Genomic DNA, 26220 nt, shown 5'->3' on the forward strand with positions numbered 1-26220 from the left:
GGCCGTGACCGAGCTGCCCGGCTGGCAGCACGTCTCGTCGGGCAAGGTCCGCGAGCTCTACGTGCCCGCGGGCGTCGACGACGTCGCGAGCGCGTCCGAGCTGCTGCTCGTCGCCTCGGACCGGGTCAGCGCCTACGACTTCGCACTCGAACCCCCGATCCCCGGCAAGGGCGAGCTCCTGACGCGGCTGTCGCGCTTCTGGTTCCACCGCATCGCGGACGTCCCGAACCACCTGGTCGACCCCGGTGCCGGCGGGACCCCGGTGCCGGAGTCCGTGGCCGCCAGGTCCATGCACGTGCTGCCGCTCGCCATGTTCCCGGTCGAGTGCGTCGTCCGGGGGTACCTGGTCGGCAGCGGTTGGGCGGAGTACCGCGAGACGCAGAGCGTGTGCGGTGTCCCCCTGCCCGCGGGGCTGTCCGAGGGCGATCGCCTGCCCGAGCCGATCTACACCCCGGCCTACAAGGCGCCGCAGGGCGAGCACGACGAGAACATCTCCTTCGAGCAGACCGTCGAGCTCGTCGGGCGCGAGGACGCCGAGGCCCTCCGCGACCTGTCGCTGCGCGTCTACGGCGAGGCGGCGGCGATCGCCCTCGAGCACGACGTCGTGATCGCCGACACGAAGTTCGAGTTCGGCCGCGACACCGACGGCACGATCCGGATCGCGGACGAGGTCCTGACCAGCGACTCCAGCCGCTACTGGGACGCCCGCTCCGGCAGCCGCACGGACTCGTTCGACAAGCAGATCGTGCGCGACTGGCTCAGCGCGAACTGGGACCGCCAGGGCACCCCGCCGGTGCTGCCGGCGGAGATCGTGGACCGCACCGCCGCCCGCTACGCGGAGCTCATCGAGCGCCTCGGCGCCTGACCGCCGGGCCGGCGTCTCGGCCCGGCCCGGTGCGTCCCGCCACGCGTCCGCCGATCACGGACCGCGCCCCGGCACGGACGTCGCGCCCTCGCACGGACGTCGCACCCCGCCGCAGCGGGGTGCGTCGTCCGCAGCGGGGCAGGACATGACCGGGTGACGGCGGGGAGGCGCGTGGCGGGGCCGCCGCGCGCCTCCCGTCCGACCACCCGACGACCGACGACCACGACCGCCGGTCGCTGGTCGCCGGTCGCCGTGGCTCAGTCGCGGACGAGCACGACGACCGTCAGGTCGTCACCGGGGTCGTGCTCGAGCGCACGGGCGCGGACCCGACCCAGGAACGCGTCGATCTCGGGCTCCTCGCGCCACAGGGCCCCGAGCCGGGAAAGCGACTGCAGCGTCGAGTCCCAGAGTTCGAGCGCACCGTCGCTGACGAGCACGAGGACGTCACCCTGCTCGAGCACGAGCGACCCCGAGGACCGGGTGAGCCCGGCCGGGTGCAGGCCGATCGGCAGGTCGTTCGACAGGAGCGTCCGTTCACGGCCGTCCGCACGCATCTGCAGCACGAGGCCGTGCCCGGCGTCGACGAAGTCCATCCGTCCGCTGGCCGGATCGAGCCGGCCGTGGAACATGGTGGCGAACGACTCGGCACGGCCGAGGTCCGGCGCGACCTGCTCGTCCAGGGCGGCGATCGCCCGCCCGGGCTCCTCGTCCGGCCGTGCGAGGAGCGCTCCGCGGATCGTCGCCGCCAGCAGCCCGGCGGACATGCCCTTGCCCATCACGTCCGCGACCGTCAGGTGCAGGGCATCACCGGCGAGGTGCCACTCGTGCAGGTCGCCGGAGACCACCCCGTGCGGGACCGACATGCCGCCGATCCGGTACCCCGGCACCGTGACCGGCGTGGGCTGCAGCCCGGCGAGGACGTCCCGGAGGCGGTCCTCGTCCGCGCCGGCCGCGAGCTCGCGCTCCGCCCACACGCCGAGCTCCTCGAGCAGCGCCAGGTCGTCGGGCTCCAGCGTCCGGGGCTGCGGGTCGACCAGGCAGAGCGTGCCGACCTTGACGTGGTCGTCGCCGACGCGGAGCGGCACACCGGCGTAGAAGCGCACGTTGGGGTCCTCGACGACCATCGGCATGTCGGCGTACCGGTCGTCGGCGCGGGCATCCGGTACGACGATCGGACCGGCCTGGTCGAGCGTGCGGCCGCAGAACGTGTCCCGGAGCGGGATGGTCGGGCCGAACACGGCGTCGCTCTGCTGCGACTTGATGGTGAGGACCTCGGTGCCGGCGAGGTTGAGGAAGGAGCCCGAGACACCGAACGCCTCGCGGGCGATCCGCGTGATCCGCTCGAAGCGCTCCTCGGGCCCGCTGTCGACGACGTCGAGCGCGGCGACGAGGGCCGCGCGGCGGACGGCGTCGGGTGATGATCCGGCGGAGGTCGGTGAGGTCCCCTGGTGCATGCCCTCCACGGTACTGGTCCGTCGTGGGAGCGCCCCTCCCCAGAACGGTGGACCCGGGAGCGCGGGACCGGATCAGCCGCACACGCGCCCGTGTCGGACGCGCGTACCCTCGGCACGGTGATCCGTCGTGCTCCGCTCGTGCTCGCCCTCGGCGCTGCCGCCGCGCTCTCGCTGACCGGGTGCGGCGCGCACGATTCGACCGGGCAGATCTCGGTGACGGTGTCGTCGAACGCTGCGGATCGTCCCTACGAGGTGCAGGTCTTCGCCGCGACCGGCAAGCTGTCCGAGCACCAGCGGGTGTTCCCCGGAGGCACCGCGGACTTCGCCGGGGTCCCGCTCGGCGACGTCACGGTGCGGGCCGGCGACCTGTGCTCCGTCCGGACGACGGTGTCGGGCGACGACGTCACGCGGGTCACGCTCAGCACGACCGGCTGCTGACCGACCACCGCGACCGGACGACCCGGCCGCTGACCGGCCACCGCGTCCGGACGACCCGGCTCCAGGCCCGTCCACCGCGCTGCGCGGGGTCCCTCACCGCGGGTCGGGCACCGCGTCCCACTCCTCGCCGTACCGGCCGAGCACGCTCCACCGCGTGACCGGCCAGGTCACGACGAACGCCCGGCCCACGACGTCCGCCGTCGGCACCGTCCCGTGGATGCGCGAGTCGGCCGACTCGTACCGGTTGTCGCCCATCACCCAGATCCGCCCCGCGGGCACGGTGACGTCGAAGTCCTCCGCCGAGACACGGTCCACGTCGGACGGCCGGACCACGTACGGCTCGTCGACCGCGTGCCCGTTCACGGACAGCCGTCCCTCGGCATCGCAGCACGACACCCGGTCGCCCGGCAGCCCGATCACCCGCTTGATGAGGTCGTCGCCCTGCTCGCTGGTCAGCCAGTCGCCCGGGTCGCGGAAGACCACGACGTCTCCCCGGCGGAGCGGCGCGACGCCCGGTACGAGCTCGTTCACCAGCACGTTGTCGCCGATCAGCAGCGTGCGCTCCATCGAGCCGGACGGGATCGAGAACGCCCGCACCAGGTAGGCCTTCACCAGGAAGGACGCCAGCAGCGCGACGACCACGATGACCGCCAGGTCGCGGACGAAGCGCCACCCGGACCGTACCGGTCGTCCGGCACGGGACTCGTCGGTCTGCTCGCTCAATGCGTCACCACCACCTTCACCAGGCCGATCACGAAGGCCACCGCGGCGAGCACGATGCCACCCCAGAGCCCGAGGAACGTCGGACGCCGTCCGCTGAACCGCTGCAGGAACACCCCGACCATCCCGATGCGGACGACGAGGATGACGATCGCCGCGGTCTGCGCCCACTGCGCCGGCAGCCAGTCCGCCCACGCGACGGCGTAGAGCACCGCGGGGATGAGGCCGGAGGTCGCGATCGGGTTCGCGTCGCGCAGGATCGCCCCGATGGTCTCGCGGTGTTCGGCGTCGTCACCGGTGTCGCCGATGGTGTGCGCCACCAGGTGGGACAGCACGTGCGCCAGGTACGTCAGCACCGCCGTCGCGAGCACCGTGAGCACCGCTGCCCCGTGCTCGATCTGCTCCGGCCCCACCGCGATCGCGACCGCGAGCACGGTGATGTTGCCGTAGATGTACGACGACATGCGGTCGCGCAGACGGTCGACCGGGAAGGTCGCCAGGTCGGGTCGGCGGGAGGGCGGCATGCTCCCATCCTGGCCCTGCCGCGCCGCGCCGCGCCGACGGGATCCCGTGTGCGATGCCATCCTGGTCGGGCGACGCACCGACGCGTCGCCCGGACGGGAGGCACGACCCATGACCCACGGACCGCTCACCAGCAGACCGCTCGCCCTGGTGACGGGCGTCGGCCGCCGCGCCGGGATCGGTGCCGCGATCGCGACGCGGCTCGCCGCCGACGGTTGGGACCTCGCCCTCTCGTGGTGGGGGCCGTACGACGCGCGCGTGCACGGCGCGGCCGACCCCGACGGGGTGGACGCGGTGGTCGCGGAGGCCGAGCGTGCGGGGGCACGGGTGACGCGCCTCCCGGTCGACCTGGCCGACCCCGAGCAGGCGGCCGCGCTCGTCGGCCGCGCCGAGGCAGAGGCCGGCGCGCCGGTGACCGCCGTGGTGATGTCGCACTGCGAGTCGGTCGACTCGGACTTCGCGACCACGACGGTGGAGTCGTTCGACCGGCACCTGGCGGTGAACGTGCGCGCGCCGTTCCTCGTCGTGCAGGCGTACGCGCGGCGGCTCCGCGAGGGTGCGGCCGTACCGGAGGACCGCCGTCGCATCGTCGCGCTGACGAGCGACCACGTCGGGTTCAACCTGCCGTACGGCACGAGCAAGGGCGCACTGGACCGGTTGATCGTCGGGGCTGCCCTCGAGCTCGGCGATGTCCGGGTCAGTGCGAACCTGGTCAACCCGGGCCCGAACGACACCGGGTGGATGACCGACGAGATCCGCCGGGCCGCCGTCGCGCAGACTCCGCTCGGGCGCCCGTCGATGCCGACCGACACCGCGGCGCTCGTCGGGTTCCTGCTCGGGCCGGACGGCGGGTGGGTGAACGGCCAGCTGCTGAAGATCGACGGCGGGTTCAGCGCGAAGTAGCCCGTGGTCGCGGTTTGGTTGACGCGTCAACCATTCCGGCGCACACTGGGGGCATGCACACGCAGGACCTGCTCGCAGCCGACACCGGGATGGGCGCCGTCACGCTCCGCGTGGCCGACCTCGACACGATGGTCGCCTACTACCGCGACGGCGTCGGCCTGACGGTGCTGACGAACGCGGGCGGGACCGCCGTGCTCGGCCGTGGCGCGACGCCGATCGTGGTGCTCGAGCACGCCCCCGCGATGCGGCACGCGTCCCCGCACGAGGCCGGGCTCTTCCACACCGCGATCCTGTTCGACACGCAGGCCGACCTGGCGGCAGCGCTGTACTCCGTCGCGACGCGGTACCCGCAGACCTTCACGGGCAGCGCCGACCATCTGGTCAGCAACGCGTTCTACTTCCAGGACCCCGAGGGCAACGGCGTCGAGCTGTACTGGGACCGCGACCGCACCGAGTGGTCGTGGACGCACGGGATGGTCGACATGGCGACCATCTACGTCGACCCGAACGCCTTCGTGCAGGAACACCTGACCTCCTCGGCGCTCGAAGCGGCCAGCACGCGCCCCGGCCGGGTCGGCCACGTGCACCTGTCCGTGGGCGACGTCGCCACCGCGAAGGCGTTCTACGTCGACCGGCTCGGCTTCGCGACGACCGCGGCGATGGGCGACCAGGCGCTGTTCGTCAGCGCGGGCGGGTACCACCACCACATGGCGATGAACACGTGGAACTCCCGCGGGGCCGGGCGCCGGCAGCAGGCACTCGGGCTCGGGCTCGTGCGGATCGAGGTCCCGGGTGCGGACGACCTCGGCGCACTCGTGTCCCGCATGCACGACACCGGGGTGCAGACCGCGGACGACGGTCGGACCGTGGCGTTCGAGGACCCGTGGGCGAACCGCATCGAGGTGACCGCGCCCGGTCGCGGCTGAGCGGGCTCGTCCCGCCGCCCTGCCCCATTCCTGGGCGCGAGACTCGGCCCTCCGGGCATGTTCGCGGGTCGGTCGCCGCGAATGTGTCCGCAGCGACGAGTCTCGAGACATCCGGCACGGCGCCGCGGCTCACCGGGATCGGAAGTACCGGTGCAGCGCTCGATCCCGGACGCTGGCGACACCGACGATCCCTCCGCAGACCGCGCCGACCACCGCGAGACCGCTGAGCGCTGCCGCGTGCAGGACCACGGGGGCGGCATCACCGATCGACAGCCCCCGGACGAGCACGACGGCGAGGGCGGTCGCGACCGACCCGGCCACGACGCCCCACATCAGGTGCTGGACCGCGGCGCTCACCGCCTGGGCACCGACGCCCACGCCCACGTGTCGATCCGAAGCGACGACCAGGCGGCGGCGACGAGCTGCGGCCACTCCGACGGTCAGTCCGACACCGAGGGCAGCGGTCTCCGCCGACCCGGCCGGCAGCTGCGCCGTCGCTTCGAAGGTCGCACCAGACCGCGGGTTCAGCTGTCCGAGCGTCGGTCTGGTGCCCTCCGCCCCGGCGGTCCCGGCGGTCCCGGCGAACCCGGCGGTCCCGGCGAACCCGGCGGTCCCGGCGAACCCGGCGGTCCCGGGCAGCAGTGTCCGACGGAGCGCCGCGCTCGCGGAGTCGTCGGCCGGCCACACCGTCGCCCAGCACGCGTCGAACGGCCGACCGTCATCCGGCGCGGGAGCGAGCACTGCCCACTCGAGATCCGGGTCGCGCCCGTCATCAGGGTAGGAGTAGATGCCGGCGACCGGGACACTGCCCTGCGGGACCGGGAGGTCGTCGCCTGCCGCCTTCCCGAGCGCGCTCGCCACGTCCGGGGCGAGGAGGACGCCCGGGCCGCCGAGCCGACCTTCGACGCCGAGGACGGTCGGGAAGCCCGTCGTCGTCTCGTGGAGTGGGATCGCCGTTCCCGGCAACGAGCTGACGAGCAGCCCGTCTGCGACCCGACGCACCGCACCGGCCGCGACGACGCGAGGGTCCTGCGTGAGTGCCTGGCACGCTCGACCGTCGATCCGCCCGGCCGCCGTGAACACCTGCGTCGCGGCGCCCGACGACAGGAAGCGCGCGGCACCCCGGACGTCCTGCACCGTCGCTCGGGCGGTGGCGCCGACGACCCCGCACAGGAGCAGGGCGAGGACCACCGCGCACGTCAGCGCTCCGGCGGCCCCCGTGCAGACGTCGCGCCGGGCTTCACGGAACACCTCGACCGGGCGCATGCCATCGCGACGACCACCCGGGCCGTGACGGGGGTGATGCGGAGGGCCGACGACCGGACGACGACGTCGGCGCCACAGGGGCACTCGGGGCTGTCGGGTCACCGGAACCGCGCCAGGTCGAGCACAGCCGGGCAGGCTGCTCTCGTCGCGTCGTCGTGGGTGGCGACGACGACGGTCGTCCCCGCAGCGGCGAGCGCCGCCACGGCATCGTTGACCTCGTCGGCGGTCCGGCGGTCGAGTTGCGCCGTCGGTTCGTCCACGAGCATGAGCGTCGGTTCTGCGGCGACCGCGCGAGCGAGCATGAGCCGTTGCGCCTCACCACCGGAGAGCTGGCCGAAGGGTGCAGCGGCACGAGCGCTGAGTGCGAACGTGTCGAGGATCTCGATGGCGCGTTCTTCTGCCGCCCGACGGGTGGCCCCGCGCGCGAGGACGGGGAGCGTGACGTGGTCGAGCGCGGTCCGGTGGGACACGCCGTGCGGGTTCTGGAACACCCAGACCACCCGCGCACGGTCCGGCAGTCCGACGGCACCCGCCGACGGGGTCGTCATCCCGGCGAGGATGCCGAGCAGGGTCGACTTCCCAGACCCACTCGGTCCCACCAGCGCGGTCACCGAGCCGTCGGCGAACGTCCAGTCGACGTCACGGAAGAGCTCGGTGCCGGACGACCACCCGTGGCCGACACCGGAGAGCGTCACCGGCACGGACGTTCTCCGTCCGGTTCGCTCCGGACACGTGTGAGGCGTTCGCCGGACGGGAGGCGGACGAACGACTGCCCGAGCTCGGAGCCCACGACCTCGACGAGCGTCGGAGCACCGGGAACCGGTCGGACACACGCACTGCCGTCCCTGATGTCCCACAGGGACGACGGCGGGACGACCAGGACGCGGAGCGGCTCGGCGAGGGTCCACGTCGCCGGGACGCTCGGTGCCCCGTCCGTCGACGCGAGGACGGCGGCGTACTCCGGCTGGGTCCGGAGCGCTTCGAGTGCGGCCGGGTCCGACACGAGACCACGCTCGTCCACCGGGACGACAGCCTGCCCCACGCGCACCCGCCGGGCACCGGGCACCGCGTCCACCGGGAGCTGCTCGAGGCGAGCACTGCGGAGCGCTGCCGGCAGGGTCGCCAGGACTCCCTCGGGGCCGATGGTCGCGCCGACGACCGCATCGCAAGCGGTGACGGACACCTCGGGCGCCGGGATCCACGCGAACACCGCGCGCTCGATCACGTCGTCGGGCACGGCGGTGGCCCGCGCGGAGCCCTGCGCGACGAGGAGCTCGCGCACCGCTCGGATGGTCCCGGGCCCGACGACGCCGTCCACGGTGATGCGGCTCCCGAGCCTGGCGAGCTCCTGTTGCAACCCTCGGACGTCGTCACCCCGATCCCCCTCCGACAGGTCCCGGTAGAGGGGCGTACTCGATGCGAGTGCGAGCACGGGCACCTCGTCGATGCGGACGACCTCGGTGCCGCTCCGGAGTGTCCCCCCGGCCGTGCACGTCGAGCTGGTCACCACTCCGGTACGTGCGGTGACGAGGGCACCCGGCGCTCCGGTGTCGAGCACGAGCTGCACCTGCCGCTCGTCGGGATCGGTGCGCTCGGTCACCGCGACCGAGCGCACCGGCTCCGGCGTCGACAACGAAGCCGGTGGGCCGACAGGGAGTGCGACGACGACGCCGACCGCCGCTCCGGCAGCCACGAGCAGGCTGGCCAGACCGATCGCGGGGGCGGCGATCCGGTCGCGCACACGGCCGGTCACCCGTTCCGCCACAGCCCGAGCGGGTCCAGTGTGCACTGCTGCGCCCGTTCGTCGAACTCGGGGAACGAGAACGATCCGGCGTCGTACTCGTCGCGCCACTTCCGCTCGGAGTAGTCAGCACCGACGAGCCCGGCCTTGCGCAGACAGACGACGGTGATCGCCGCTTCGTCCTGCTTGTGCGGGTTGCGCCGGGTCTCCTCGAACAGCATCGTCACAAACTGGTCGTAGTGCTCCTCGCAGGACTCCAGCACGCCGTTCGCCCGCGGCATGTCGTCGCTGGGTGAACCACCGCCGACCCGCCCCAGCTCGAACCCGCCGTCCGGGCCGTAGGCGATGGTGTAGCCCGAATCCGACAAGCAGCGGCCCATCTGCTCGTGCGCGTCCTCGACCTCGGCCGTCGAGACCCTGCCGTCGGCCAGGATCTTCGTCTCGTAGCCGGAGACGCCGTGGTCGAGCGCAGCGCGGAAGTCGTCGGCCCAAGGCCCCGCATGCGCCAGTGACACGTCACCAGCCGCCGTGGAGGGTCGTGACGGTCCGTCCGCGTCGCAGCCACTGAGGAGCACCGAGACCAGGACCGCACCCACGGAGACGGCTGCGACGTGGCCGTACCCCCGGAGCACGGACTACCTCGCCGTCATGCCGTAGGACACCACGTTCGCCCAGCAGGCACTCTGCTGCGACCACTTCTTCTTCCCCACCCACGGTCCGTACCGGGCGTCGGCGTTCCTGATCGCATCCCAGTGCCGAGCCGAACCGCAGGTGTTGTTCTTCCCCTTCCAGGTGCTCACCGAGCCGTAGCACGAGGCCGCCTCGGCCCCGGGCGCCGAACCCGCGTCGAGCGCGATCCCTGCACTGATGACCATCCCGACGATCGCAGCGCCGAGGACGAACTTCACGGACATCTCTCTCCCCTCACACCGGGAACCCCTCCCGGTGATGTACAACGTATGAGCGGACAGATGATCGGTGCAAGCCCGGCGCGCCGGGTGGGGACGACCTCGGTGCACTCGCGTCCCGGATGCACGACACCGGGGTGCAGACCGCGGACGACGGTCGGACCGTGGCGTTCGAGAACCCGTGGGCGAACCGCATCGAGGTGACGGCACCCGGTCGCGGCTGAGCGGCTCGCGCGCGGGCGGTCTGCGCCGAGGCTCGGCTCCGCGGACACGTTCGTGGTCGAGCACACGCGAACATGTCCGCCCGGCCGAGCCTCGGGCCGCACCGACGCGCAGGTGGACCCGGCAGGATGGACGCGTGAGCGAAGACATCCGGTGGGAGGTGGTCGAGGAGAGCGCACTGTCGCTCCCCGACCACGAGGCGATCGCAGCGATGCTCGGGCAGGCGTTCCCGAGCTGGTCGCACTGGTACGTGGGCGGCCGCGACTACGCCGGCATGCAGCCCGAGCGCCGCGTCGTCGGCTGGGGCGAGGACGGCACGGTGCTCGCGCACGTCGGGATCCGTCGGATGTTCGTCACGGTCGGCGGGCAGGACGTCCTGGTCGGCGACACCGGCATCGTCGCCGTCTCGCCGAGGCTGCAGGGCAGCGGGGTCGGCCGCGAGCTCCTCGTCCGCACCCGCGCCGTCCTCGAGGGACTCCGCGTGCCCTACGGCTTCCTCGGCGCCGGCGAGGACCGCATCCCCTTCTACGCGCACATGGGCTGGCACGAGGTGGACGGCGCCGTCGGCACGTTCTCGGCGTTCACGGCCGACGGGGTCGGCGTGAACGAGACCGAGCAGGGCGGCTGGATGGTCCTACCGGTCGAGGCGCAGCTGGAGGACTGGCCGACGGGCGAGATCATGCTCAACGGCCAGCAGGTCTGACACAGCCACGACGACGGACGGGAGGCCCGGTACCAGCTGGTACCGGGCCTCCCGTCCGTCAGGTGGTGGCGACTACGCCTCGACCGCGACCTTCTCCGGGTCCTCGTTCGAACCGGGCGCGCTCGGCGCGACCGCGGCGCGCACGCGCGCACCCAGGTCGGCGTCGACGCTGGTCCAGTAGGCGAACACACGCTCGCGCAGGTCGTCGCGCGTCACCTTCGAGACGTGGCCGGCGATGTTGCCGACCAGGCGCTCACGCGCGGCGTCGTCGAGGACCTCGCGGTAGAGCGTGCCGGCCTGGCCGAAGTCGTCGTCCTCCGCGTGCAGCGTCGCAGCGGAGCGCTGCAGCGCGCCGTCGGACTCCCAGCCCGGGACGTCGTCCGTCGCGGTCGGGTCGGCGTGCGCGCCGCCCTGGGTGTTCGGCGCGTACACCGGCACCTCCGCCTTCTGGAAGTCGAAGCGCATGGCGCCGTCCTTCGAGTACGAGTGGACCTCGTTCTTCGGGGCGTTCACCGGCAGCTGCGCGTGGTTCGTGCCGACGCGGTAGCGCTGGGCGTCCGCGTAGCTGAAGATGCGCGCGAGGAGCATCTTGTCGGGGCTCGCCGCGATGCCGGGGACGAAGTTCGACGGCGCGAACGCGGCCTGCTCGATCTGCGCGAAGTAGTTCTCCGGGTTGCGGTTCAGCTCCATCGTGCCGACCTCGATGAGCGGGTAGTCCGCGTGCGGCCACACCTTCGTCAGGTCGAACGGGTTGAAGCGGTAGCCCTCGGCGTCCGCGTACGGCATGACCTGCACCTTGAGGACCCACTTCGGGAAGTCCTGGCGCTCGATCGCCTCGTAGAGGTCGCGGATGTGGAAGTCGGCGTCCTCACCGGCGATGCGGTCGGCGTCCTCCTGCGTCAGGGTCTTGTGGCCCTGCTGCGTCTCGAAGTGGTACTTCACCCAGAAGCGCTCGCCCTCGGCGTTGATCCACTGGTAGGTGTGCGAGCTGAAGCCGTCCATGTGGCGCCACGACGACGGCAGGCCGCGGTCGCCCATGAGCCACGTGACCTGGTGAGCCGACTCCGGCGAGAGGGTCCAGAAGTCCCACTGCATGTCGTGGTTGCGGAGGTGGCTGCCCGGCAGGCGCTTCTGCGAGCGGATGAAGTCGGGGAACTTGATGCCGTCGCGGATGAAGAACACCGGGGTGTTGTTGCCGACGAGGTCGTAGTTGCCCTCTTCGGTGTAGAACTTCAGCGCGAAGCCGCGGGGGTCGCGCCAGGTGTCCGGGGAGCCCTGCTCACCGGCGACGGACGAGAAGCGGGCGAGCATCTCGGTCTGCTTGCCCGGCTGCAGGAACGCGGCACGGGTGTACTGCGACACGTCGTGCGTGACGGTGAAGGTACCGAACGCACCGCCGCCCTTCGCGTGGACGACGCGCTCCGGGACGCGCTCGCGGTTGAACTGGGCGAGCTTCTCGACCAGGTAGTGGTCGTGGAGGGCGAGGGGGCCGTCGGCGCCGACACCCATGGAGTGCTGGTCGCTCGAGACCGGGGCGCCGCTGTTGGTCGTGGTGGTGGGGGTGCCGGCGGGGCCGGTCGTGTTCTGGTCGGACACGGTTCCTCCTCAGGTGGAACGGTTGGTTCGGTCAGGATGGTTCGGGTTGCTCGTGGGGCGCGGCACGTCGGTGTCGCGCCGGGCGGTCTCGTCCGACTCCGGACGTCCCGCCGGCGTCAGGCCGTGACGACCTGGGCGTCGTCGCGTTCCGCCGCTGCGCAGCGTTCACAGATGCCCCAGTACGTGACCTCGGCCGTGGTGACGGCGAAGCCGTGCGTCTCCGACGGCGTGAGGCAGGGGGCGTGGCCGACCGCGCAGTCGACGTCCTCGACCGCGCCGCACATCGTGCAGACGATGTGGTGGTGGTTGTCCCCGGTGCGCCGCTCGTACCGCGCCGGACTGCCGGCGGGCTCGATGCGCCGGACGAGTCCCGCGCCGGTCAGGGCGCCCAGCACCCCGTAGACAGCCTGGTGGCTCGTCGTCGGCAGCTCGGCCGAGACCGCGGTGAGGATGTCGTCCGCGGTCGCGTGCGGCATCGCTCCCGAGGCACGCAGGACGGCCAGCCGGGGCGTCGTCACCCGCAGGCCGGCAGCCCGGAGCAGGTCGGCGTCGGCGTCCATCGGCCTCTTTCTCTTGCATCGGTCAAGACAAGCTCCACCGTACACGGTCGTGGGCCCGGAGCCCAGGGTGGCGGCGTGCTGCGCGTGTCGGCGCCCCAGCCGACCGTGCCCCGTTCGCAGCGGCGGCGCGAGTACGCAACGGCGACTCCGCGCGCGGCTCTCGGGACGACGCATGCCGCTACTGGCATGCGATGTGTCACGATCCGGTCGCGATCCGCTGGGACGATGCTGATCCAGCCGATCGGGCGCTAGCGTCACGGCATGTCCACGAAGCAGGGGCCTTCGTCGCGGATCGACTCCGTGCCGGCCAGCAGCGCTCAGGACGTCCGGGGGATCATCGCGCAGCGGGACCTGGTCGTCGACCTCATCAGGACGGCGTGCGTCGTCCTCGTCGTCGTCGTGCACGTCACGATGGTCGGCGTGGCGGTGTCGGCCGACGGCATCGGCGTCACGAGCCCACTGCAGGAGGCGGCCTGGTACGTCCCCGCGACGTGGACGGGTCAGGTGATGCCGCTGTTCTTCGCCGTCGGCGGGTTCGCGAGCGCGGTCGGGTGGCGCAGCACGCTCGCTCGGGGCAGCGGCGCGCGGGACTTCGTGGCGACACGACTCGTGCGGCTCTTCCGCCCGGCGGTGCCGCTGTTCGTGGTGCTGGCACTCGGCCTGGGGATCGCGACGGCCCTCGGCACCCCCGCGGAGCTGCTCGCCGAGGTCGCGTTCGGCATCGGCTCGCCGCTCTGGTTCCTCGCCGCGTACGGCATCACGCAGTGCTGCGTGCCGGTGATGGCACGCCTGCACGCACGGGCGCCGTTCCGCACGCTCGGTGTCCTGCTGGTCCTCGCGACGGCCGTCGACACGCTCCGCTTCGCGACCGGCACCGCCGAGGTCGGACTCCTCAACCTCGGCCCGGTGTGGCTCTTCGCGCAGCAGCTCGGGTTCCTCTGGGCGGACGGCTGGTTCGCCCGCCGCTCGAGGCTGCTGCTCGCGGCGGTCGCGCTGGCCGGGTACGCCCTCCTCGTCCCGCTGACGAGCGTCGGACTCTGGGCGCCGGACATGCTGCAGGACCTCAACCCGCCGATGCTGCCGTTGGCGGTGCTCGCGGTGTCGCAGGTCTGCCTCGTGCAGCTCGTGCACCGACCGCTCACCCGACTGATGCAGACCCGGCCGGCGCAGGCGACCGTGTTCGTGCTCGGTCGTGACGGCATGGCGATCTACCTCTGGCACCTGCCGCTGTACATCGCCCTCAACGGCGTCGCGCTGTTGCTCGCCGTCCCGTTCCCCGACCCGGGTTCCGTGCCGTGGTGGGCGACGCGGCCGATCGCACTCGTCGTCGTGCTGGCCGCGGCGATCGGTGTGGCCAGGGCGCTGCGCCGGTGGGAGCGCCCGCTCCCCCGACTGCAGCCGGGGACCGACCGGGCGGGGTGGCCCGTGGTGACCGTCGCAGCGCTGTGCACGATCGGTCCGGCGTTCGTCGTGATGCAGTGGCACCTGTCCTTCGGCGTCGCGGTCCTCGGCGCGGTCGCCGTGCCGGTCGGGGTGTGGTTGCTCGGCCGGACCCGGCCCGCCCGGACAGCCTCGACAGCCTCGACAGCCGTGGGGCCAGTGGGCACCTGAGCCGATCCTCACCGCCGCTGCGCATCGGCCCGGTTGCGGCGGGGTCGGACGGGCGGAGGATGACGGAGCCGGCTCGTCCGGCCCGACACCAGGAGGCACCCCACGCCCGAACCCGCGGAGTTCTGGAGCACCTGGCACGTCGATCCCCTGGCCGCGGTGCTGCTGGCGGTCGCCGCGGTGACCTACGGCTGGTGGCTCGTCGGCGCTCGACGCCGTGGGGCCCGGTGGTCCGCCTGGCGCACCGCGTCGTTCCTGGCCGCGCTGCTGCTCTTCGCCGTGCTGCAGTTCGGCATCGTCGGGCGGTACGACCAGGAGCTCCGGTGGGCGTTCACGCTCCGGCTCGCCCTGTTGTTCTTCGCGGTGCCGACCTTCGCCGCCCTGGCTGCTCCCGTGTCCCTGCTGCGCCTGGGCGGACCCGCGCACTGGTCCGCCGTCGCCGACCGCGTGGTGCACTCACGGCCGATCCGGGTGCTCGGCAACGCGATCGTCGCCCCCGTGGTCGGGCTGGTGCTCTTCGCGGTGCTGCTCACCCCGCTGTCGGCGGTCGTGCGTGAGTCGAGCGTGTGGGCCGCGCTCGTCACCGTGTCGGTGCCGGTGCTCGGCTTCACGGTGCTCGGGCCGCTGTCCGAGCCGGGGGTCCTCCGGAGTTCGACGTTCGTGACGGTCGAGTTCCTGCTCGCCTTCGTGGAGCTGCTGCTCGACGCGGTCCCCGGCATCGTGCTGCGGGTGTCGAACCACGTGCTCGACGGGTCGTTCGTGCACGCCGTGGGGCAGCCGTGGTTCCCTTCCCCGCTGCGCGACCAGCACCTGGCGGGTGACCTGCTCTGGTTCATCGCCGAGGTCGCCGACGTCCCGGTGCTCGTGATGCTGTTCGTGCGGTGGCAGCGGACGGACCGCCGCGAGGCACGTTCCGTGGACGCCCTGTCCGACGAGGAGATGGCCGAGCTGACCCGGGCGCACCTGCAGCGGCGGGGGTGAGCGGGGCCCGAGGGGGGTCTGCGGCGTGCCGGCGGTGCGGGTCGGCTGCGTGCGGCCCGCTGCGTGCTGAGCGTGGCGAGTGAGCGGCGTGGTCGTGCGACAGTTCCGCTGTCGTACGACGACGATCCTGTCGCGCCGGTCCCCGCCGGACGACGTTCTTCCGCTCATGACGGCAAGAACGACGAAACCGCTGTCGTACGACAGCGGTTTTGTCGTTCTCCAACGGCGCGCACCACCCGACCCCAGCCGCGCGCGCGACGACCCCAGCCGCCGTGCCGCAGCGTCAGCGCGCTGCGGCCTCGGGCTCCGCCGCGCCGGGCTGCGTCTCGACCGCGCCGGTCTGCTTCCATGCCGTCGTCTGCTTCGGCTTCGCCAGGAACAGCGCCGCGACGATGGCCGCCACGAGCACCACGGCCGGCAGCACGAGCGACTGCCCCATCGCCGTGGCGAACGGCTGCTGCAGGAACTCCGGCAGCGCCCCGACCTGCTGCTCCGCACCGCCCGAGCCCGTGCCCGCACCGGACGGGAAGTTCGCCGTGATGCGCGCCTCGATCAGCGCCGCGATGCCGGCCGAACCGAGCACCGCACCGATCTGCCGCGTGGTGTTGTAGACGCCCGACCCCGCACCTGCGAGCGCCGGCGGCAGGTTGCGCGTCGCCGAGACCGAGAGCGGACCCCACATGCAGGCGTTCGCGAGCCCGAGGAGCGCGCTCGGCAGCAGCGTCCAGCCCCAGCCCGCACCCGACCACAGCAGGGCGCCGAACCAGAACAGCCCGCCGGAGAAGCACGCGAGGCCGAACGAGCCGACCCACCGCGGGTTCCACTTGTTGAGGTTCTTGCCGACGAGCGGTGCGAGCGCGGCGGACAGGACGGCCTGCGGCACGAGCAGCAGCGCGGCCTGGGTCGGCGAGAAGCGCAGGACGTCCTGTGCCCAGAGCATGATCGGCAGCGCGAACGACGAGATCGCGACGCCGACGGCCGTGATGGCGATGTTGGCGAGCGTGAAGTTGCGGTCCTTGAACAGGCCGAGCGGCAGCAGCGGCTCGCCCTTCTGCACGCCCTGCCACACCACGAAGGCGGCGAGCACGACGATGCCGGTGATGATCAGCGACCAGACCGAGATCGGGCCCGTGATGGTGCCCCAATCGTAGGTCTCGCCCTCCTGGATGCCGAAGACGAGCAGGAACATGCCGGCGGCGCTGAGCACGATGCCCAGGTAGTCGAAGCGGTGCCCGTGCCGCTCGAAGCGGGGGACGAAGCGCTGCGCGAGCACGAACGCGACGACGCCGACGGGGACGTTCACGAAGAAGATCCACTCCCAGCCGAGGCCGTCGACGAGCAGCCCGCCGACGATCGGGCCGACGAGCGAGGCGACGCCGGCGACGGCGCCCCACAGGCCCATGGCCGCACCGCGGTTCTGCGGCGGGAAGATGCGCGTGATGACCGCCATCGTCTGCGGGGTCATCATCGCGGCGCCGAGGCCCTGCACGACGCGGGCGATGATGAGCACCTCGATCGACCCGGCGAGGCCGCACCACAGGCTCGCGAGGGTGAACACCACGAGACCCGCCTGGTACAGCACCTTCGGGCCGAACCGGTCGCCGAGGCGCCCGGTGATGAGCAGCGGCACCGCGTACGCGAGCAGGTAGGCGCTCGTCACCCAGATGACCGCGTTGATGTCGGCGTCGAGCGCCTGCGCGATCGTGGGCGTCGCGACCGACACGATGGTCGAGTCGACGAGGATCATGAAGAAGCCGACGACGAGTGCCCACAGCGCGGGCCACGGCTTCTTCCCGTGCTGCAGGTCGGCGGACGTGGTGGAGGTCATCGAGTGGTGTCCTGGTCCTTCTGTGGTGCTGGGTCGGGGACGGCGGGGCCGTCCCAGGGGATGTCGCCGCTCGCGATCCGGTCGGCGGTGGCGGTGAGCCACTCGATCTGCGCGGTGAGCATGCCACGCACGTACGACACGTCGAGCCAGTAGCGCTCGGCGAGCTGCTTGGCCTGGAGGCCCGTGGCGGCTTCGTCGTACCCGGCACGTTCCGCGCGGAGCGCGGCAGCGCGTGCGCGCATCGCGGTCACCGCGTCGGTCGCGGTCAGGTTGTCGACGTGGGACACCGCGAGCTGGAACTCGGGGTACTCGTCGGCGGGCTCCGCGATCATGCGCCGGAGTCCGGCGTCGAGCTCCGCGCGGCCGTGGTCGGTGATGGCGTAGGTGGTGCGCTCGGGCCGGTTGCCCTCGCGCGCGGTCCCGAGTGCCTCGGCGTACCCGAGGTCCACGAGGCGTCCGATCTGGTGGTACAGCGTGCTCGGCCGGACCTTGACGTTCTGGTCCTCGTGCCGGTGGAGCATCGTCTGGAACATCTCGTACGGGTGCATGGGCGCCTCGGCGAGCAGGCCGAGCGCGGCGAACGCGAGGGGCGTGAGCGACGCCATCCGTGCCTCCAGACCGTGTTCGCGAGCGATTATTCGGCTTGGAACATACGCCTTGGACGACTTCTCCACAAGCGGCCCGGCGCGGCGAGCGTGGCCCGTAGACTGATGCCGTCCCACCCAACCCACCCAAGCGCTGGAGTGAACACGTGCCAACCATCGTCGTCGAGGTCATGCCCAAGGCAGAGATCCTCGACCCCCAGGGCAAGGCGGTGGGCAACGCCCTCGCCCGTCTCGGCAAGGCCGACCTGACCGACGTCCGCATCGGCAAGCGCTTCGAGATCGCCGTCGACGGCCCGGTCGACGACGCGAAGCTGGCCGAGGTCCGTGACATCGCGGCCGATGTCTTCTCGAACGCCGTGATCGAGGACGTCGTCTCCGTCACCGTGCAGGACGCGTGACGCGGATGCGCATCGGCGTCATCACGTTCCCGGGCTCGCTCGACGACCGCGACGCCCAGCGCGCGGTCCGCCTCGCAGGAGCCGACCCCGTCGCGCTCTGGCACGGCGACCACGACCTGCAGGGGGTCGACGCGATCGTGCTCCCCGGTGGGTTCTCGTACGGCGACTACCTGCGTGCCGGCGCCATCGCGGCGAAGGCCCCGATCATGGCCGAGGTCATCGACGCCGCAGGCAAGGGCATGCCCGTGCTCGGCATCTGCAACGGGTTCCAGATGCTCGCCGAGGCCCGCCTCGTGCCGGGCGCCCACACCCGCAACGCGCACCAGCAGTTCATCCGCCGCGACCAGAAGCTCCGCGTCGAGGCCGCCGGCACCGCCTGGACCTCCGGGTTCAGCGCCGGGCAGGAGATCACGATCCCGCTGAAGAACGCCGACGGCCGGTTCGTCGCCGACGCCGACGAGATCAAGCGCATCGAGGACAACGGCCAGGTCGTGTTCCGCTACGTCGGGGTGAACCCGAACGGGTCGATCGACGACATCGCGGGCGTCTCGAACGAGCGCGGCAACGTCGTCGGGCTCATGCCGCACCCCGAGCACGCGACGGAGCCCGGGTTCGGCCCGGACACCCCCGCGGCGATGGCCTCCGGCACGGACGGCCTCACCTTCTTCACCTCCGTGATCGAGTCGACGCTCGTCAAGTGACGACGACTCCGACGAACACGACTCCAGTGACAGGGAACGACAACACCGTGACGACCCACGTTCGCCCGAAGCCCGACACCGTCCAGGACGCCGCCGCCACCCCCGACAAGGAGCAGCCGTACGAGGCACTCGGGCTCAAGGCCGACGAGTACGCGAAGATCCGCGAGATCCTCGGCCGCCGCCCCACCTCGGGCGAGCTCGCCATGTACTCGGTGATGTGGTCCGAGCACTGCTCGTACAAGTCGTCGAAGAACTACCTCCGTCAGTTCGGCAAGAAGGTCACGCCGGAGATGACGAAGAACCTGATGGTCGGCATGGGCGAGAACGCCGGTGTCGTCGACGTGGGCAACGGTTGGGCGGTGACCTTCAAGGTCGAGTCGCACAACCACCCGTCGTACGTCGAGCCCTACCAGGGCGCCGCGACCGGCGTCGGCGGCATCGTCCGCGACATCATCTCGATGGGCGCACGTCCGGTCGCCGTGATGGACCAGCTGCGCTTCGGTGCGATCGACCACGAGGACACGGCGCGCGTCGTGCACGGCGTCGTCGGCGGCATCTCGTTCTACGGCAACTGCCTCGGCCTGCCGAACATCGGCGGCGAGACCTACTTCGACCCGGTGTACCAGGGCAACCCGCTCGTCAACGCGCTCGCGGTCGGTGTCCTGCGGCACGAGGACCTGCACCTGGCGAACGCCTCCGGTGCCGGCAACAAGGTCGTGCTCTTCGGTGCCCGCACGGGTGGCGACGGCATCGGCGGCGCGTCGATCCTGGCGTCCGACACCTTCACCGAGGGCGGCCCGACCAAGCGCCCGGCGGTGCAGGTCGGCGACCCCTTCGCCGAGAAGGTCCTCATCGAGTGCTGCCTCGAGCTGTTCCGCGAGGAACTGGTCGAGGGCATCCAGGACCTCGGTGCCGCTGGCATCTCCTGCGCGACGAGCGAGCTCGCCTCGAACGGCGACGGTGGCATGCACATCTCGCTCGACGACGTCCTGCTGCGCGACCCCACGCTCACGGCCGAGGAGATCCTCATGTCCGAGAGCCAGGAGCGCATGATGGCGGTCGTCCGCCCGGACAAGCTCGACGCGTTCCTCGCGGTCGTCGGCAAGTGGGAGGTCGAGACGAGCGTCCTGGGCGAGGTCACCGGCACCGGCCGTCTCGTCATCGACTGGCAGGGCCAGGAGATCGTGAACGTCGACCCGCGCACGGTCGCCGTCGACGGTCCGGTGTACGACCGCCCGGTCGCCTACCCGTCGTGGATCGATGCGCTGCAGGCCGACACCGCCGCCTCGCTCGAGCGTCCGACCGACGGTCCGGCCCTCAAGGCGCAGTTCCTGCAGCTGCTCGGCTCGCCGAACCTCGCGTCGAAGAACTGGGTGACGAACCAGTACGACACCTACGTGCTCGGCAACACCGCGCTGTCCTTCCCCGACGACGGCGGCATGATCCGCGTCGACGAGGAGACGGGGCTCGGCGTCACCGTCGCGACCGACGCCAACGGCCGCTACTGCCAGCTCGACCCGAAGCAGGGCGCGCGCCTGGCGCTGGCCGAGGCGTACCGGAACGTCGCCGTCACCGGCGCCGTCCCCGCCGCGGTCACCGACTGCCTGAACTTCGGCTCGCCGGAGAACCCCGAGGTCATGTGGCAGTTCTCCGAGGCCGTCGAGGGCCTGGCTGACGGCTGCATGGAACTCGGGATCCCGGTCACCGGCGGCAACGTGTCGTTCTACAACCAGACCGGCACGACCCCGATCCACCCGACGCCCGTCGTCGGTGTGCTCGGCATCATCGACGACGTCGCCCTGCGCGTGCCCTCGGGCTGGCAGGACGACGGCCACAACGTGTACCTGCTCGGCACGACGAGCCTCGAGCTCGACGGCTCGGCGTGGGCCGGCACCGTCCACGGGCACCTCGGTGGCCGCCCGCCGGCAGTGGACCTCGACCGCGAGAAGGCCCTGGCGGACCTGCTGCACGCGGCATCGGGCGAGCAGCTGCTCACGAGCGCCCACGACCTGGCGGACGGCGGCCTCGGCCAGTCCCTCGCCGAGTCGGTCCTGCGCTTCGGGATCGGCGCACGCGTGGTGCTCGACGAGCTCGAGGAGCGCGACGGCGTCGACACGGCGACCGCGCTGTTCTCGGAGTCGACGGGTCGCGTCATCGTGACCGTGCGCCGCGAGGACGACGTGCGGTTCCGCGGGCTGTGCGAGGGTCGCGGGTTCCCGGTGCTGCGCATCGGTGTGACGGACGCCTCGTCCGGCACGCTCGAGGTGCAGGGCGCGTTCGAGGCGTCGATCGACGAGCTGCGGGGCACGCACGGCGCGACGCTGCCGGCGCGCTTCGGCGACGTGATCGTCGAGGACGTCACCGAGGGCTACGTCGGGCGCGGGCCGCTCGACGACCACGGTTCGTTCTCGCCGCGCACCGACAGCTGACGGCGACCCAGGAGCACCGCGACCGCATGCCGATCGTCACCCTGCCCTTCGTCGAGCTCGTCGACCGGTTCGGCCCCGTGCCGGACGGCGTCGAGCTCGACGTGTGGGACGTCGAAGGCCCGTACGACCGCCCCGAGGACGTCGCGCTCACGCTGCTGCCGTTCTACTTCGCGGGTCGTCACCGGTGGCAGTTCGTGCACGACCTGCCGAACCTGCGACTCCTGCAGCTGCCGAGCGCCGGGTACGAGCACGCGCTGCCGCACGCCCCGGCACACGCGCAGGTCGCGAACGGCCGCGGCATCCACGACGACGAGACGGCCGAGCTCGCGGTCGGTCTGGCGCTGACCTCGCTCCGCGAGATCCACACGTTCCAGGCCGACCGCGCCGCAGGGGTGTGGGACGTCCGCACCACCCGGTCGCTCGCCGATCGTCGGGTCACGGTGGTCGGCCACGGGGCGATCGGCGCTGCGATCGCCACGCGGTTCGAGGCGATGCGGTGCGACGTCACCGTCGTGGCCCGCACTGCGCGGGAGCAGGACGGGCGGCACGTGCACGCGTTCGGGGAGCTCCCGGAGCTCGCGGCCCGGACGGACGTCCTCGTGCTCATCACCCCGCTCACCGACGAGACCGAACACCTCGTCGACCGAGACCTGCTCGCTGCGCTGCCCGACGGAGCCCTCGTGGTGAACGTCGCCCGCGGGCGGGTCGTCGACACCGATGCCCTGGTCGCGGAGCTCCAGCGCGGACGGCTGTCGGCAGCGCTCGACGTGACCGACCCGGAGCCGCTCCCGGCCGGGCACCCGCTCTGGACGACGCCGAACACGGTGCTGACGCCGCACGTCGGTGGGAACACGGACCTCAGTGTGCCGCGGACCCTCGAGCTCGTGCGACGCCAGGTGTCCGCGCTGGCAGCGGGCCGGCCCTTCGCCAACGTCGTCCACGGCTGACGCCCGGCTCCCTCAGCGCAGCGGCAGCGCCATCCCGAGGCTCGGCGCGACGTCCTCGAACCCGAGCGAGCGGTAGAGCCGCTGACCGGGCGGGTCCCCGACGAGCGTGATGTACGCACCTTCCGGTGCGCGGGAGCGGATGTCCGCCACGAGCCACTCGACGACGACCCTCCCGAGCCCCCGGCGCTGGTGGCCCGGATCAGTGGCGATGTCGGCGATGTGGAAGTACCACCCGCCGTCGCCGATCGTGCGGCCCATGGCGACGGGGACCCCGTCGCTGTCGACGACGTGCACGGCCGACCAGCTCCCCGCGATCGCCCCGGCACCCTGCGCAGCGTCCTTCGGCGACAGACCGGAGTCCCGCCGCAGGCGCAGGTAGTCGTCCAGCGGCGGCGGCCCGACCACCAGGCGGTACCCGTCGGCGAGCACGCCCGACGCACCGGCCCCGGCTACGGGCACCCCAGCGCCAGCACCATCCCCGACCCCGGCCCCGGCCCCGGCCACGGGCACCCCAGCGCCAGCACCATCCCCGACCCCGGCCCCGGCCCCGGCCACGGGCACCCCAGCGCCAGCACCATCCCCGACCCCGGTCACGACCGGGCCGGCACCGGCACGATGCACGCGGGCGACCCGACGGCGATCTGCGCCACGGCCTCACCCGGCACCCCGTCCGACCCCACGGGCAGCACGGCGATCGCGTCGGACATCTGGTTGGCCACCAGCAGGTACCCGGGCACCTGCGCGAAGTGCCGCGGCCAGACGCCACCGCACGACGCCGACCCGACGACGGTCAGCCCGTCGTCCGCGGTGTCGAGCACCACGATCAGGTCCCGGCCTCGGACCGCGACGACGACCCGTCCGGCCTGGTCGACCTCGACGTGGCTGAGGAGCGACTCCCCCACCTCGCCGTCGAACGCCGGCGCCGAGGCGATCGGCCGCAGCGTCCCGGAGTCGTCGCGGCGCAGGCGGTACACACGTCCGTCGAGCTCACCCGCGACGACGAGGTCCGCGTCCGCGTCGGCCCCGGCCCCGAGCCACGCCATGTGTCGCGGCCCGACCCCGGGCCCGAGGTGGTGCACGCGCACGAGATCGGTCGCGGGGTCAGCCGTCACCCGGAACTCGTGGAGTGCGTCGCCGCCGAGGTCCGCGACGAGCACCGTGCCGTCGGGCGTCGCGATCGACTGGTGGGCGTGCGGCCCCTCCTGCCGGTCCTCGACGGGCCCCTCGACGTCGGGGAGCACGCCGGTGACGAGCGCCGACTCGGGGACGACGACCCGGTCCGCGCTGCCGTGGGTCCCGACGACGCCGTCGCTCGCGGTCACCGAGGCGGCGTGTGATTCTGCGGCCTCGAGCGACACCGCGGTCACGGTGCCGGAGACGTAGTTCGTGACGACGAGCGCGCCGGAGGGGTCGACCCGCACGTGGCAGGGTGCGTCACCACCGGCGTCGGCATCCCAGCGGTGCTCGAGCGCACCGCCGGCGTACCGGAAGGCAGAGACGCGACCGTCCGCGGTCTCGGACACGGCGTAGACCCGGTCGCCGGAGAGCGCGAGGAACGAGGGGTCGTCCATCACGGCGACGGTGGAGGCGGTGGTCCCGTGCACGACCGAGATGCCGGTCGCGTTCCCACCGCCCGTCGCCGTGTACGACCCGACGAGCAGGTGCAGGTCGGCGAGATCCTGCGGGAAGCCGTCGGCCGGGATCCCGGCAGCAGGCCCGCTCACCGCTCGCCGCCGGCGATGCGCTCGTGGTGGTGGATGACCTCGGCGACGATGAAGTTCAGGAACTTCTCCGCGAAGGCGGGGTCGAGGTGCGACTCGGCGGCCAGCTGTCGGAGCCGCGCGACCTGCACCTGCTCCCGGCCCGGGTCGGCGGCCGGCATGCCCGCCTCGGCCTTCAGGTAACCAACCCGCTGGGTGTACTTGAAGCGCTCGGCGAGCATGTGGATCACGGCGGCGTCGATGTTGTCGATGCTCTGCCGGATGCTCGCCAGCTCGGCGACCGCATCGTCGTGGACGGGTGTGGACTCGTCGGCACTCATGGCCGCAGCCTACCGGCGGGCCTCCGCCGAGCGGGCTGGTGTGACGAGCGGACACGAGCACTGCTCCGGGGCTGCGAGAATGGAGGCCATGTCGGTCCTGCTCGTGATCTCGGGCGTGTGTGCGGTCCTCGCGGGCCTCGTGCACGTGTACATCTTCTTCCTCGAGTCCGTCGCATGGACGAGTCCTCGCGTGCGCCGCGTGTTCGGCATCGCCTCGGAGTCCGAGGCGCAGGCCACCCGCTCCCTCGCGTTCAACCAGGGCTTCTACAACCTGTTCCTCGCGATCGGCGCGATCCTCGGCGTCGTGCTGGTCGTCACCGGCAGCGGTGCGACGGGGTGGACCCTCGTGGTGTTCTCGAGCGCGAGCATGCTCGGTGCCGCGGTCGTCCTGGCCGGCACGGGTCGCCGGTACCTGAACTCGGCGTTCGTGCAGGGCTCGCTGCCGCTCATCGCCCTGCTCTTCGCCTTCATCGGCTCCACCTTCACCGCCGCGTAGCCCCGCCGCCGCCTCCCGAAGCGCGGCGTTCGAGCCCATCACGCGCGCGATCGGAGACCGATCCGCGCAAGGGAAGCAGGAAGGACCTGCCTCCCACGCGCGGAACAGCCCCCGACGAGCGGAACCGCCGCCCACGCGCGGAACGGCACCAGGCACCGGACGGGAGGCGCGGTGCCGGCCCGCACCGTGCCTCCCGTCCGGCGACCGCGCACCATCCGTCACCGCCGGTCGCCACGCCCCCGCATGCAGCGAGAGACGCACGCAACGGGAGACGCCGGGTCGCGACTCGCGACCCGGCGTCTCCCGTACTCCCCCTGTGGCTGTCGGTCAGCCGACCTTCTTCGCGAACTCGTCCGGCAGCCGGTCCAGCGCCCACTCGATCGCGGCGGTGGTGCCGAGCGAGAACGCGTTCGACACGTCCGCGTCGTCGACGACGATGGAGTGCCCGGCCTCGACCGACGGCACCTTCTGGAACAGCGGGTCGGACTCGGCCTTCGACGCGTCGACGTAGATCGGCAGGACGACGGTCAGGTCGGCATCGAGCAGGTCGAGGTTCTCCTCGGACAGGCTCACCGAGAACGCGTCGCCGGCCTGCTGGTCGACGGCCTTCGGGATGGTGAAGCCGAGCTGCTGCATGAAGGTGGAGCGGCTGTCCTTCGAGGCGTACGCGCCGAAGCCGTCCGCCGTGTACGAACCGACGACGGCGGTCTTGCCGTCGAACTCGGGGTGCGCCTTCCGCGCCGCCGCGTACGCGTCGTCGAGGTCGGTCAGCAGCTTCTTGCCCTCGGACTCCTTGCCGAGTGCACGCGACACGAGGTCGACCTGCTGCTCGGTGGTGGTGAGGTAGTTCGCGCCGCCCTTCGGCACCGCGACGGTCGGCGCGATCGCCGAGAGCTTCGCGTAGCGGTCCTTGTCGCCCGAGCTCTTCGTGTCGAGGATGAGGTCCGGCTTGAGCTTGAGGATCTGCTCGTAGCTGGGCTCGAGCGTCTGGATGATCGTCGGCTTCTTCGTGTACGCGTCCTTGAGCCACGGCCCGACGCCGTCGCCACCGAAGGCGAGCCAGTCGCTGGCGCCGACGGGCTGCACGCCGAGCTCGAGCGCCGTCTCCGCGTCTCCCCAGCCGAGGGCGACGACGCGCTTCGGCTGCGAGGGGATCTCGGTCGTGCCGAGTGCGGTCTGGATCGAGACGGGGAACGCGCCGCCCGAGCCCGAGGCGCCGTCGGACGCGGCGGGCGACGAGGAGCCGGAGGTGCACCCGGCGAGGACGAGGGACGCGGCGACGACGGCGCCGGCGGCCGCGAGCACGCGGCGGACGCGGCGCGCTGAGGGGGAGGTTCGGATCACACAGGTAAGGCTACCCTA

Annotated in this window: 28 protein-coding genes; 12 read left to right on the top strand and 16 right to left on the bottom strand. The window is 72.3% G+C overall.

Features of this window, described 5'->3' with window-relative positions:
* The first annotated feature begins 4 nt into the window (after positions 1 to 4).
* On the top strand, positions 5 to 865 hold the full coding sequence (locus J2X59_RS09505) for a phosphoribosylaminoimidazolesuccinocarboxamide synthase (protein WP_326496504.1): 861 nt from the start codon (positions 5 to 7) through the stop codon (positions 863 to 865).
* Positions 866 to 1122: 257 nt separating this feature from the next.
* Here J2X59_RS09505 and J2X59_RS09510 read toward each other — a convergent pair whose 3' ends face one another.
* Complete coding sequence (locus J2X59_RS09510; RefSeq protein WP_326496505.1) at positions 1123 to 2319, bottom strand: PP2C family protein-serine/threonine phosphatase; 1197 nt, start codon at positions 2317 to 2319, stop codon at positions 1123 to 1125.
* A gap of 117 nt (positions 2320 to 2436) precedes the next feature.
* Here J2X59_RS09510 and J2X59_RS09515 point away from each other — a divergent pair, with 117 nt between their 5' ends.
* Positions 2437 to 2757 carry a hypothetical protein gene (locus tag J2X59_RS09515; protein WP_326496506.1) on the top strand — a complete coding sequence of 107 codons (321 nt, stop codon included), beginning with the start codon at positions 2437 to 2439 and terminating at the stop codon, positions 2755 to 2757.
* A gap of 93 nt (positions 2758 to 2850) precedes the next feature.
* Here J2X59_RS09515 and lepB read toward each other — a convergent pair whose 3' ends face one another.
* Both lepB and J2X59_RS09525 read right to left on the bottom strand, forming a co-directional pair.
* Positions 2851 to 3480, bottom strand: a complete 630-nt coding sequence (lepB, locus tag J2X59_RS09520; protein WP_245171601.1) for a signal peptidase I — start codon at positions 3478 to 3480, stop codon at positions 2851 to 2853.
* Entirely contained in the window at positions 3477 to 4001 is a 525-nt protein-coding gene (locus J2X59_RS09525) for a hypothetical protein (protein ID WP_209684029.1), read from the bottom strand. Before J2X59_RS09525 ends, lepB begins: the two co-directional genes overlap by 4 nt.
* A 109-nt stretch (positions 4002 to 4110) precedes the next feature.
* On the opposite strand from J2X59_RS09525, the gene J2X59_RS09530 reads away from it, so the two are divergent.
* Together J2X59_RS09530 and J2X59_RS09535 are read left to right on the top strand one after the other, a co-directional pair.
* A complete protein-coding gene (locus tag J2X59_RS09530; RefSeq protein WP_326496507.1) occupies positions 4111 to 4902 on the top strand; it encodes an SDR family oxidoreductase in 792 nt (263 codons plus the stop codon).
* A 53-nt stretch (positions 4903 to 4955) separates the two neighbouring features.
* The gene (locus tag J2X59_RS09535; RefSeq protein WP_326496508.1) at positions 4956 to 5828 is read left to right on the top strand and encodes a VOC family protein; all 873 of its coding nucleotides are present in this window, start codon (positions 4956 to 4958) and stop codon (positions 5826 to 5828) included.
* A gap of 129 nt (positions 5829 to 5957) precedes the next feature.
* On the opposite strand, the gene J2X59_RS09540 is transcribed toward J2X59_RS09535, so the two are convergent.
* The 5 genes from J2X59_RS09540 to J2X59_RS09560 form a co-directional block, all read right to left on the bottom strand.
* Positions 5958 to 7094: a hypothetical protein gene (locus tag J2X59_RS09540; RefSeq protein ID WP_326496509.1), complete on the bottom strand. Its 1137-nt coding sequence runs from the start codon at positions 7092 to 7094 to the stop codon at positions 5958 to 5960.
* Between the two features lie 98 nt (positions 7095 to 7192).
* Positions 7193 to 7795 carry an ABC transporter ATP-binding protein gene (locus J2X59_RS09545; protein WP_326496510.1) on the bottom strand — a complete coding sequence of 201 codons (603 nt, stop codon included), beginning with the start codon at positions 7793 to 7795 and terminating at the stop codon, positions 7193 to 7195.
* Complete coding sequence (locus tag J2X59_RS09550; protein WP_326496511.1) at positions 7786 to 8847, bottom strand: peptidoglycan-binding domain-containing protein; 1062 nt, start codon at positions 8845 to 8847, stop codon at positions 7786 to 7788. Before J2X59_RS09550 ends, J2X59_RS09545 begins: the two co-directional genes overlap by 10 nt.
* Positions 8844 to 9350, bottom strand: a complete 507-nt coding sequence (locus tag J2X59_RS09555; protein WP_326496512.1) for a hypothetical protein — start codon at positions 9348 to 9350, stop codon at positions 8844 to 8846. Before J2X59_RS09555 ends, J2X59_RS09550 begins: the two co-directional genes overlap by 4 nt.
* Positions 9351 to 9470: 120 nt before the next feature.
* Positions 9471 to 9749 carry a hypothetical protein gene (locus J2X59_RS09560; RefSeq protein WP_326496513.1) on the bottom strand — a complete coding sequence of 93 codons (279 nt, stop codon included), beginning with the start codon at positions 9747 to 9749 and terminating at the stop codon, positions 9471 to 9473.
* Between the two features lie 352 nt (positions 9750 to 10101).
* Between J2X59_RS09560 and J2X59_RS09565 the strand changes: the two genes are divergently transcribed.
* Complete coding sequence (locus J2X59_RS09565) at positions 10102 to 10668, top strand: GNAT family N-acetyltransferase (RefSeq protein ID WP_209684035.1); 567 nt, start codon at positions 10102 to 10104, stop codon at positions 10666 to 10668.
* 72 nt (positions 10669 to 10740) lie between these two features.
* Here the strand turns inward: J2X59_RS09565 and J2X59_RS09570 are convergent, their stop codons facing one another.
* Both J2X59_RS09570 and J2X59_RS09575 read right to left on the bottom strand, forming a co-directional pair.
* Complete coding sequence (locus J2X59_RS09570) at positions 10741 to 12264, bottom strand: catalase (RefSeq protein ID WP_271826246.1); 1524 nt, start codon at positions 12262 to 12264, stop codon at positions 10741 to 10743.
* 116 nt (positions 12265 to 12380) lie between these two features.
* Positions 12381 to 12824, bottom strand: a complete 444-nt coding sequence (locus tag J2X59_RS09575) for a Fur family transcriptional regulator (RefSeq protein WP_251155378.1) — start codon at positions 12822 to 12824, stop codon at positions 12381 to 12383.
* A gap of 261 nt (positions 12825 to 13085) precedes the next feature.
* On the opposite strand from J2X59_RS09575, the gene J2X59_RS09580 reads away from it, so the two are divergent.
* On the top strand, positions 13086 to 14435 hold the full coding sequence (locus J2X59_RS09580) for an acyltransferase family protein (RefSeq protein WP_326496514.1): 1350 nt from the start codon (positions 13086 to 13088) through the stop codon (positions 14433 to 14435).
* A 156-nt stretch (positions 14436 to 14591) separates the two neighbouring features.
* Positions 14592 to 15413, top strand: a complete 822-nt coding sequence (locus tag J2X59_RS09585) for a cytochrome c oxidase assembly protein (RefSeq protein ID WP_326496515.1) — start codon at positions 14592 to 14594, stop codon at positions 15411 to 15413.
* A 283-nt stretch (positions 15414 to 15696) separates the two neighbouring features.
* On the opposite strand, the gene J2X59_RS09590 is transcribed toward J2X59_RS09585, so the two are convergent.
* Both J2X59_RS09590 and J2X59_RS09595 read right to left on the bottom strand, forming a co-directional pair.
* Positions 15697 to 17241, bottom strand: coding sequence for a DHA2 family efflux MFS transporter permease subunit (locus J2X59_RS09590; protein ID WP_326496516.1), 1545 nt, complete (start codon positions 17239 to 17241; stop codon positions 15697 to 15699).
* Positions 17238 to 17846 (bottom strand): PadR family transcriptional regulator, encoded by a 609-nt coding sequence (locus J2X59_RS09595; RefSeq protein WP_066652130.1) that lies wholly within the window; start codon positions 17844 to 17846, stop codon positions 17238 to 17240. The genes J2X59_RS09590 and J2X59_RS09595 overlap by 4 nt, the downstream gene beginning before the upstream one ends.
* 146 nt (positions 17847 to 17992) lie before the next feature.
* On the opposite strand from J2X59_RS09595, the gene purS reads away from it, so the two are divergent.
* From purS to J2X59_RS09615, 4 genes are read left to right on the top strand one after another with little or no spacing between them, the layout of a single operon-like run.
* Complete coding sequence (gene purS / locus J2X59_RS09600; protein ID WP_066652126.1) at positions 17993 to 18244, top strand: phosphoribosylformylglycinamidine synthase subunit PurS; 252 nt, start codon at positions 17993 to 17995, stop codon at positions 18242 to 18244.
* A gap of 5 nt (positions 18245 to 18249) precedes the next feature.
* On the top strand, positions 18250 to 18945 hold the full coding sequence (gene purQ / locus J2X59_RS09605; protein ID WP_326496547.1) for a phosphoribosylformylglycinamidine synthase subunit PurQ: 696 nt from the start codon (positions 18250 to 18252) through the stop codon (positions 18943 to 18945).
* Positions 18946 to 18992: 47 nt separating this feature from the next.
* Positions 18993 to 21374 carry a phosphoribosylformylglycinamidine synthase subunit PurL gene (purL, locus tag J2X59_RS09610; protein WP_326496517.1) on the top strand — a complete coding sequence of 794 codons (2382 nt, stop codon included), beginning with the start codon at positions 18993 to 18995 and terminating at the stop codon, positions 21372 to 21374.
* A gap of 26 nt (positions 21375 to 21400) precedes the next feature.
* Entirely contained in the window at positions 21401 to 22321 is a 921-nt protein-coding gene (locus J2X59_RS09615) for a 2-hydroxyacid dehydrogenase (protein ID WP_326496518.1), read from the top strand.
* A 12-nt stretch (positions 22322 to 22333) separates the two neighbouring features.
* Here J2X59_RS09615 and J2X59_RS09620 read toward each other — a convergent pair whose 3' ends face one another.
* The 3 genes from J2X59_RS09620 to J2X59_RS09630 form a co-directional block, all read right to left on the bottom strand.
* Positions 22334 to 22780, bottom strand: a complete 447-nt coding sequence (locus J2X59_RS09620) for a GNAT family N-acetyltransferase (RefSeq protein WP_326496519.1) — start codon at positions 22778 to 22780, stop codon at positions 22334 to 22336.
* Between the two features lie 131 nt (positions 22781 to 22911).
* Positions 22912 to 24045 (bottom strand): lactonase family protein, encoded by a 1134-nt coding sequence (locus J2X59_RS09625; RefSeq protein ID WP_326496520.1) that lies wholly within the window; start codon positions 24043 to 24045, stop codon positions 22912 to 22914.
* A complete protein-coding gene (locus J2X59_RS09630; RefSeq protein WP_066652113.1) occupies positions 24042 to 24362 on the bottom strand; it encodes a chorismate mutase in 321 nt (106 codons plus the stop codon). The genes J2X59_RS09625 and J2X59_RS09630 overlap by 4 nt, the downstream gene beginning before the upstream one ends.
* 88 nt (positions 24363 to 24450) lie before the next feature.
* Between J2X59_RS09630 and J2X59_RS09635 the strand changes: the two genes are divergently transcribed.
* Positions 24451 to 24858 carry a DUF1304 domain-containing protein gene (locus J2X59_RS09635; protein ID WP_200884129.1) on the top strand — a complete coding sequence of 136 codons (408 nt, stop codon included), beginning with the start codon at positions 24451 to 24453 and terminating at the stop codon, positions 24856 to 24858.
* 327 nt (positions 24859 to 25185) lie between these two features.
* Here J2X59_RS09635 and J2X59_RS09640 read toward each other — a convergent pair whose 3' ends face one another.
* A complete protein-coding gene (locus J2X59_RS09640) occupies positions 25186 to 26202 on the bottom strand; it encodes an iron-siderophore ABC transporter substrate-binding protein (protein ID WP_066652111.1) in 1017 nt (338 codons plus the stop codon).
* Between the last annotated feature and the right edge of the window lie 18 nt (positions 26203 to 26220).

This window comes from Curtobacterium sp. 260, from assembly GCF_030803485.1.
Lineage (GTDB): Bacteria > Actinomycetota > Actinomycetes > Actinomycetales > Microbacteriaceae > Curtobacterium.

Coding starts and splice junctions, on each gene's coding strand:
- J2X59_RS09530 (WP_326496507.1), top strand. CDS start 4,111: ATGACCCACGGACCGCTCACCAGCAGACCGCTCGCCCTGGTGACGGGC.
- J2X59_RS09575 (WP_251155378.1), bottom strand. CDS start 12,824: ATGGACGCCGACGCCGACCTGCTCCGGGCTGCCGGCCTGCGGGTGACG.
- J2X59_RS09510 (WP_326496505.1), bottom strand. CDS start 2,319: ATGCACCAGGGGACCTCACCGACCTCCGCCGGATCATCACCCGACGCC.
- J2X59_RS09525 (WP_209684029.1), bottom strand. CDS start 4,001: ATGCCGCCCTCCCGCCGACCCGACCTGGCGACCTTCCCGGTCGACCGT.
- purQ (WP_326496547.1), top strand. CDS start 18,250: ATGCGCATCGGCGTCATCACGTTCCCGGGCTCGCTCGACGACCGCGAC.
- J2X59_RS09635 (WP_200884129.1), top strand. CDS start 24,451: ATGTCGGTCCTGCTCGTGATCTCGGGCGTGTGTGCGGTCCTCGCGGGC.
- J2X59_RS09590 (WP_326496516.1), bottom strand. CDS start 17,241: ATGACCTCCACCACGTCCGCCGACCTGCAGCACGGGAAGAAGCCGTGG.
- J2X59_RS09595 (WP_066652130.1), bottom strand. CDS start 17,846: ATGGCGTCGCTCACGCCCCTCGCGTTCGCCGCGCTCGGCCTGCTCGCC.
- J2X59_RS09615 (WP_326496518.1), top strand. CDS start 21,401: ATGCCGATCGTCACCCTGCCCTTCGTCGAGCTCGTCGACCGGTTCGGC.
- J2X59_RS09540 (WP_326496509.1), bottom strand. CDS start 7,094: ATGCGCCCGGTCGAGGTGTTCCGTGAAGCCCGGCGCGACGTCTGCACG.
- J2X59_RS09560 (WP_326496513.1), bottom strand. CDS start 9,749: ATGTCCGTGAAGTTCGTCCTCGGCGCTGCGATCGTCGGGATGGTCATC.
- J2X59_RS09535 (WP_326496508.1), top strand. CDS start 4,956: ATGCACACGCAGGACCTGCTCGCAGCCGACACCGGGATGGGCGCCGTC.
- J2X59_RS09580 (WP_326496514.1), top strand. CDS start 13,086: ATGTCCACGAAGCAGGGGCCTTCGTCGCGGATCGACTCCGTGCCGGCC.
- J2X59_RS09630 (WP_066652113.1), bottom strand. CDS start 24,362: ATGAGTGCCGACGAGTCCACACCCGTCCACGACGATGCGGTCGCCGAG.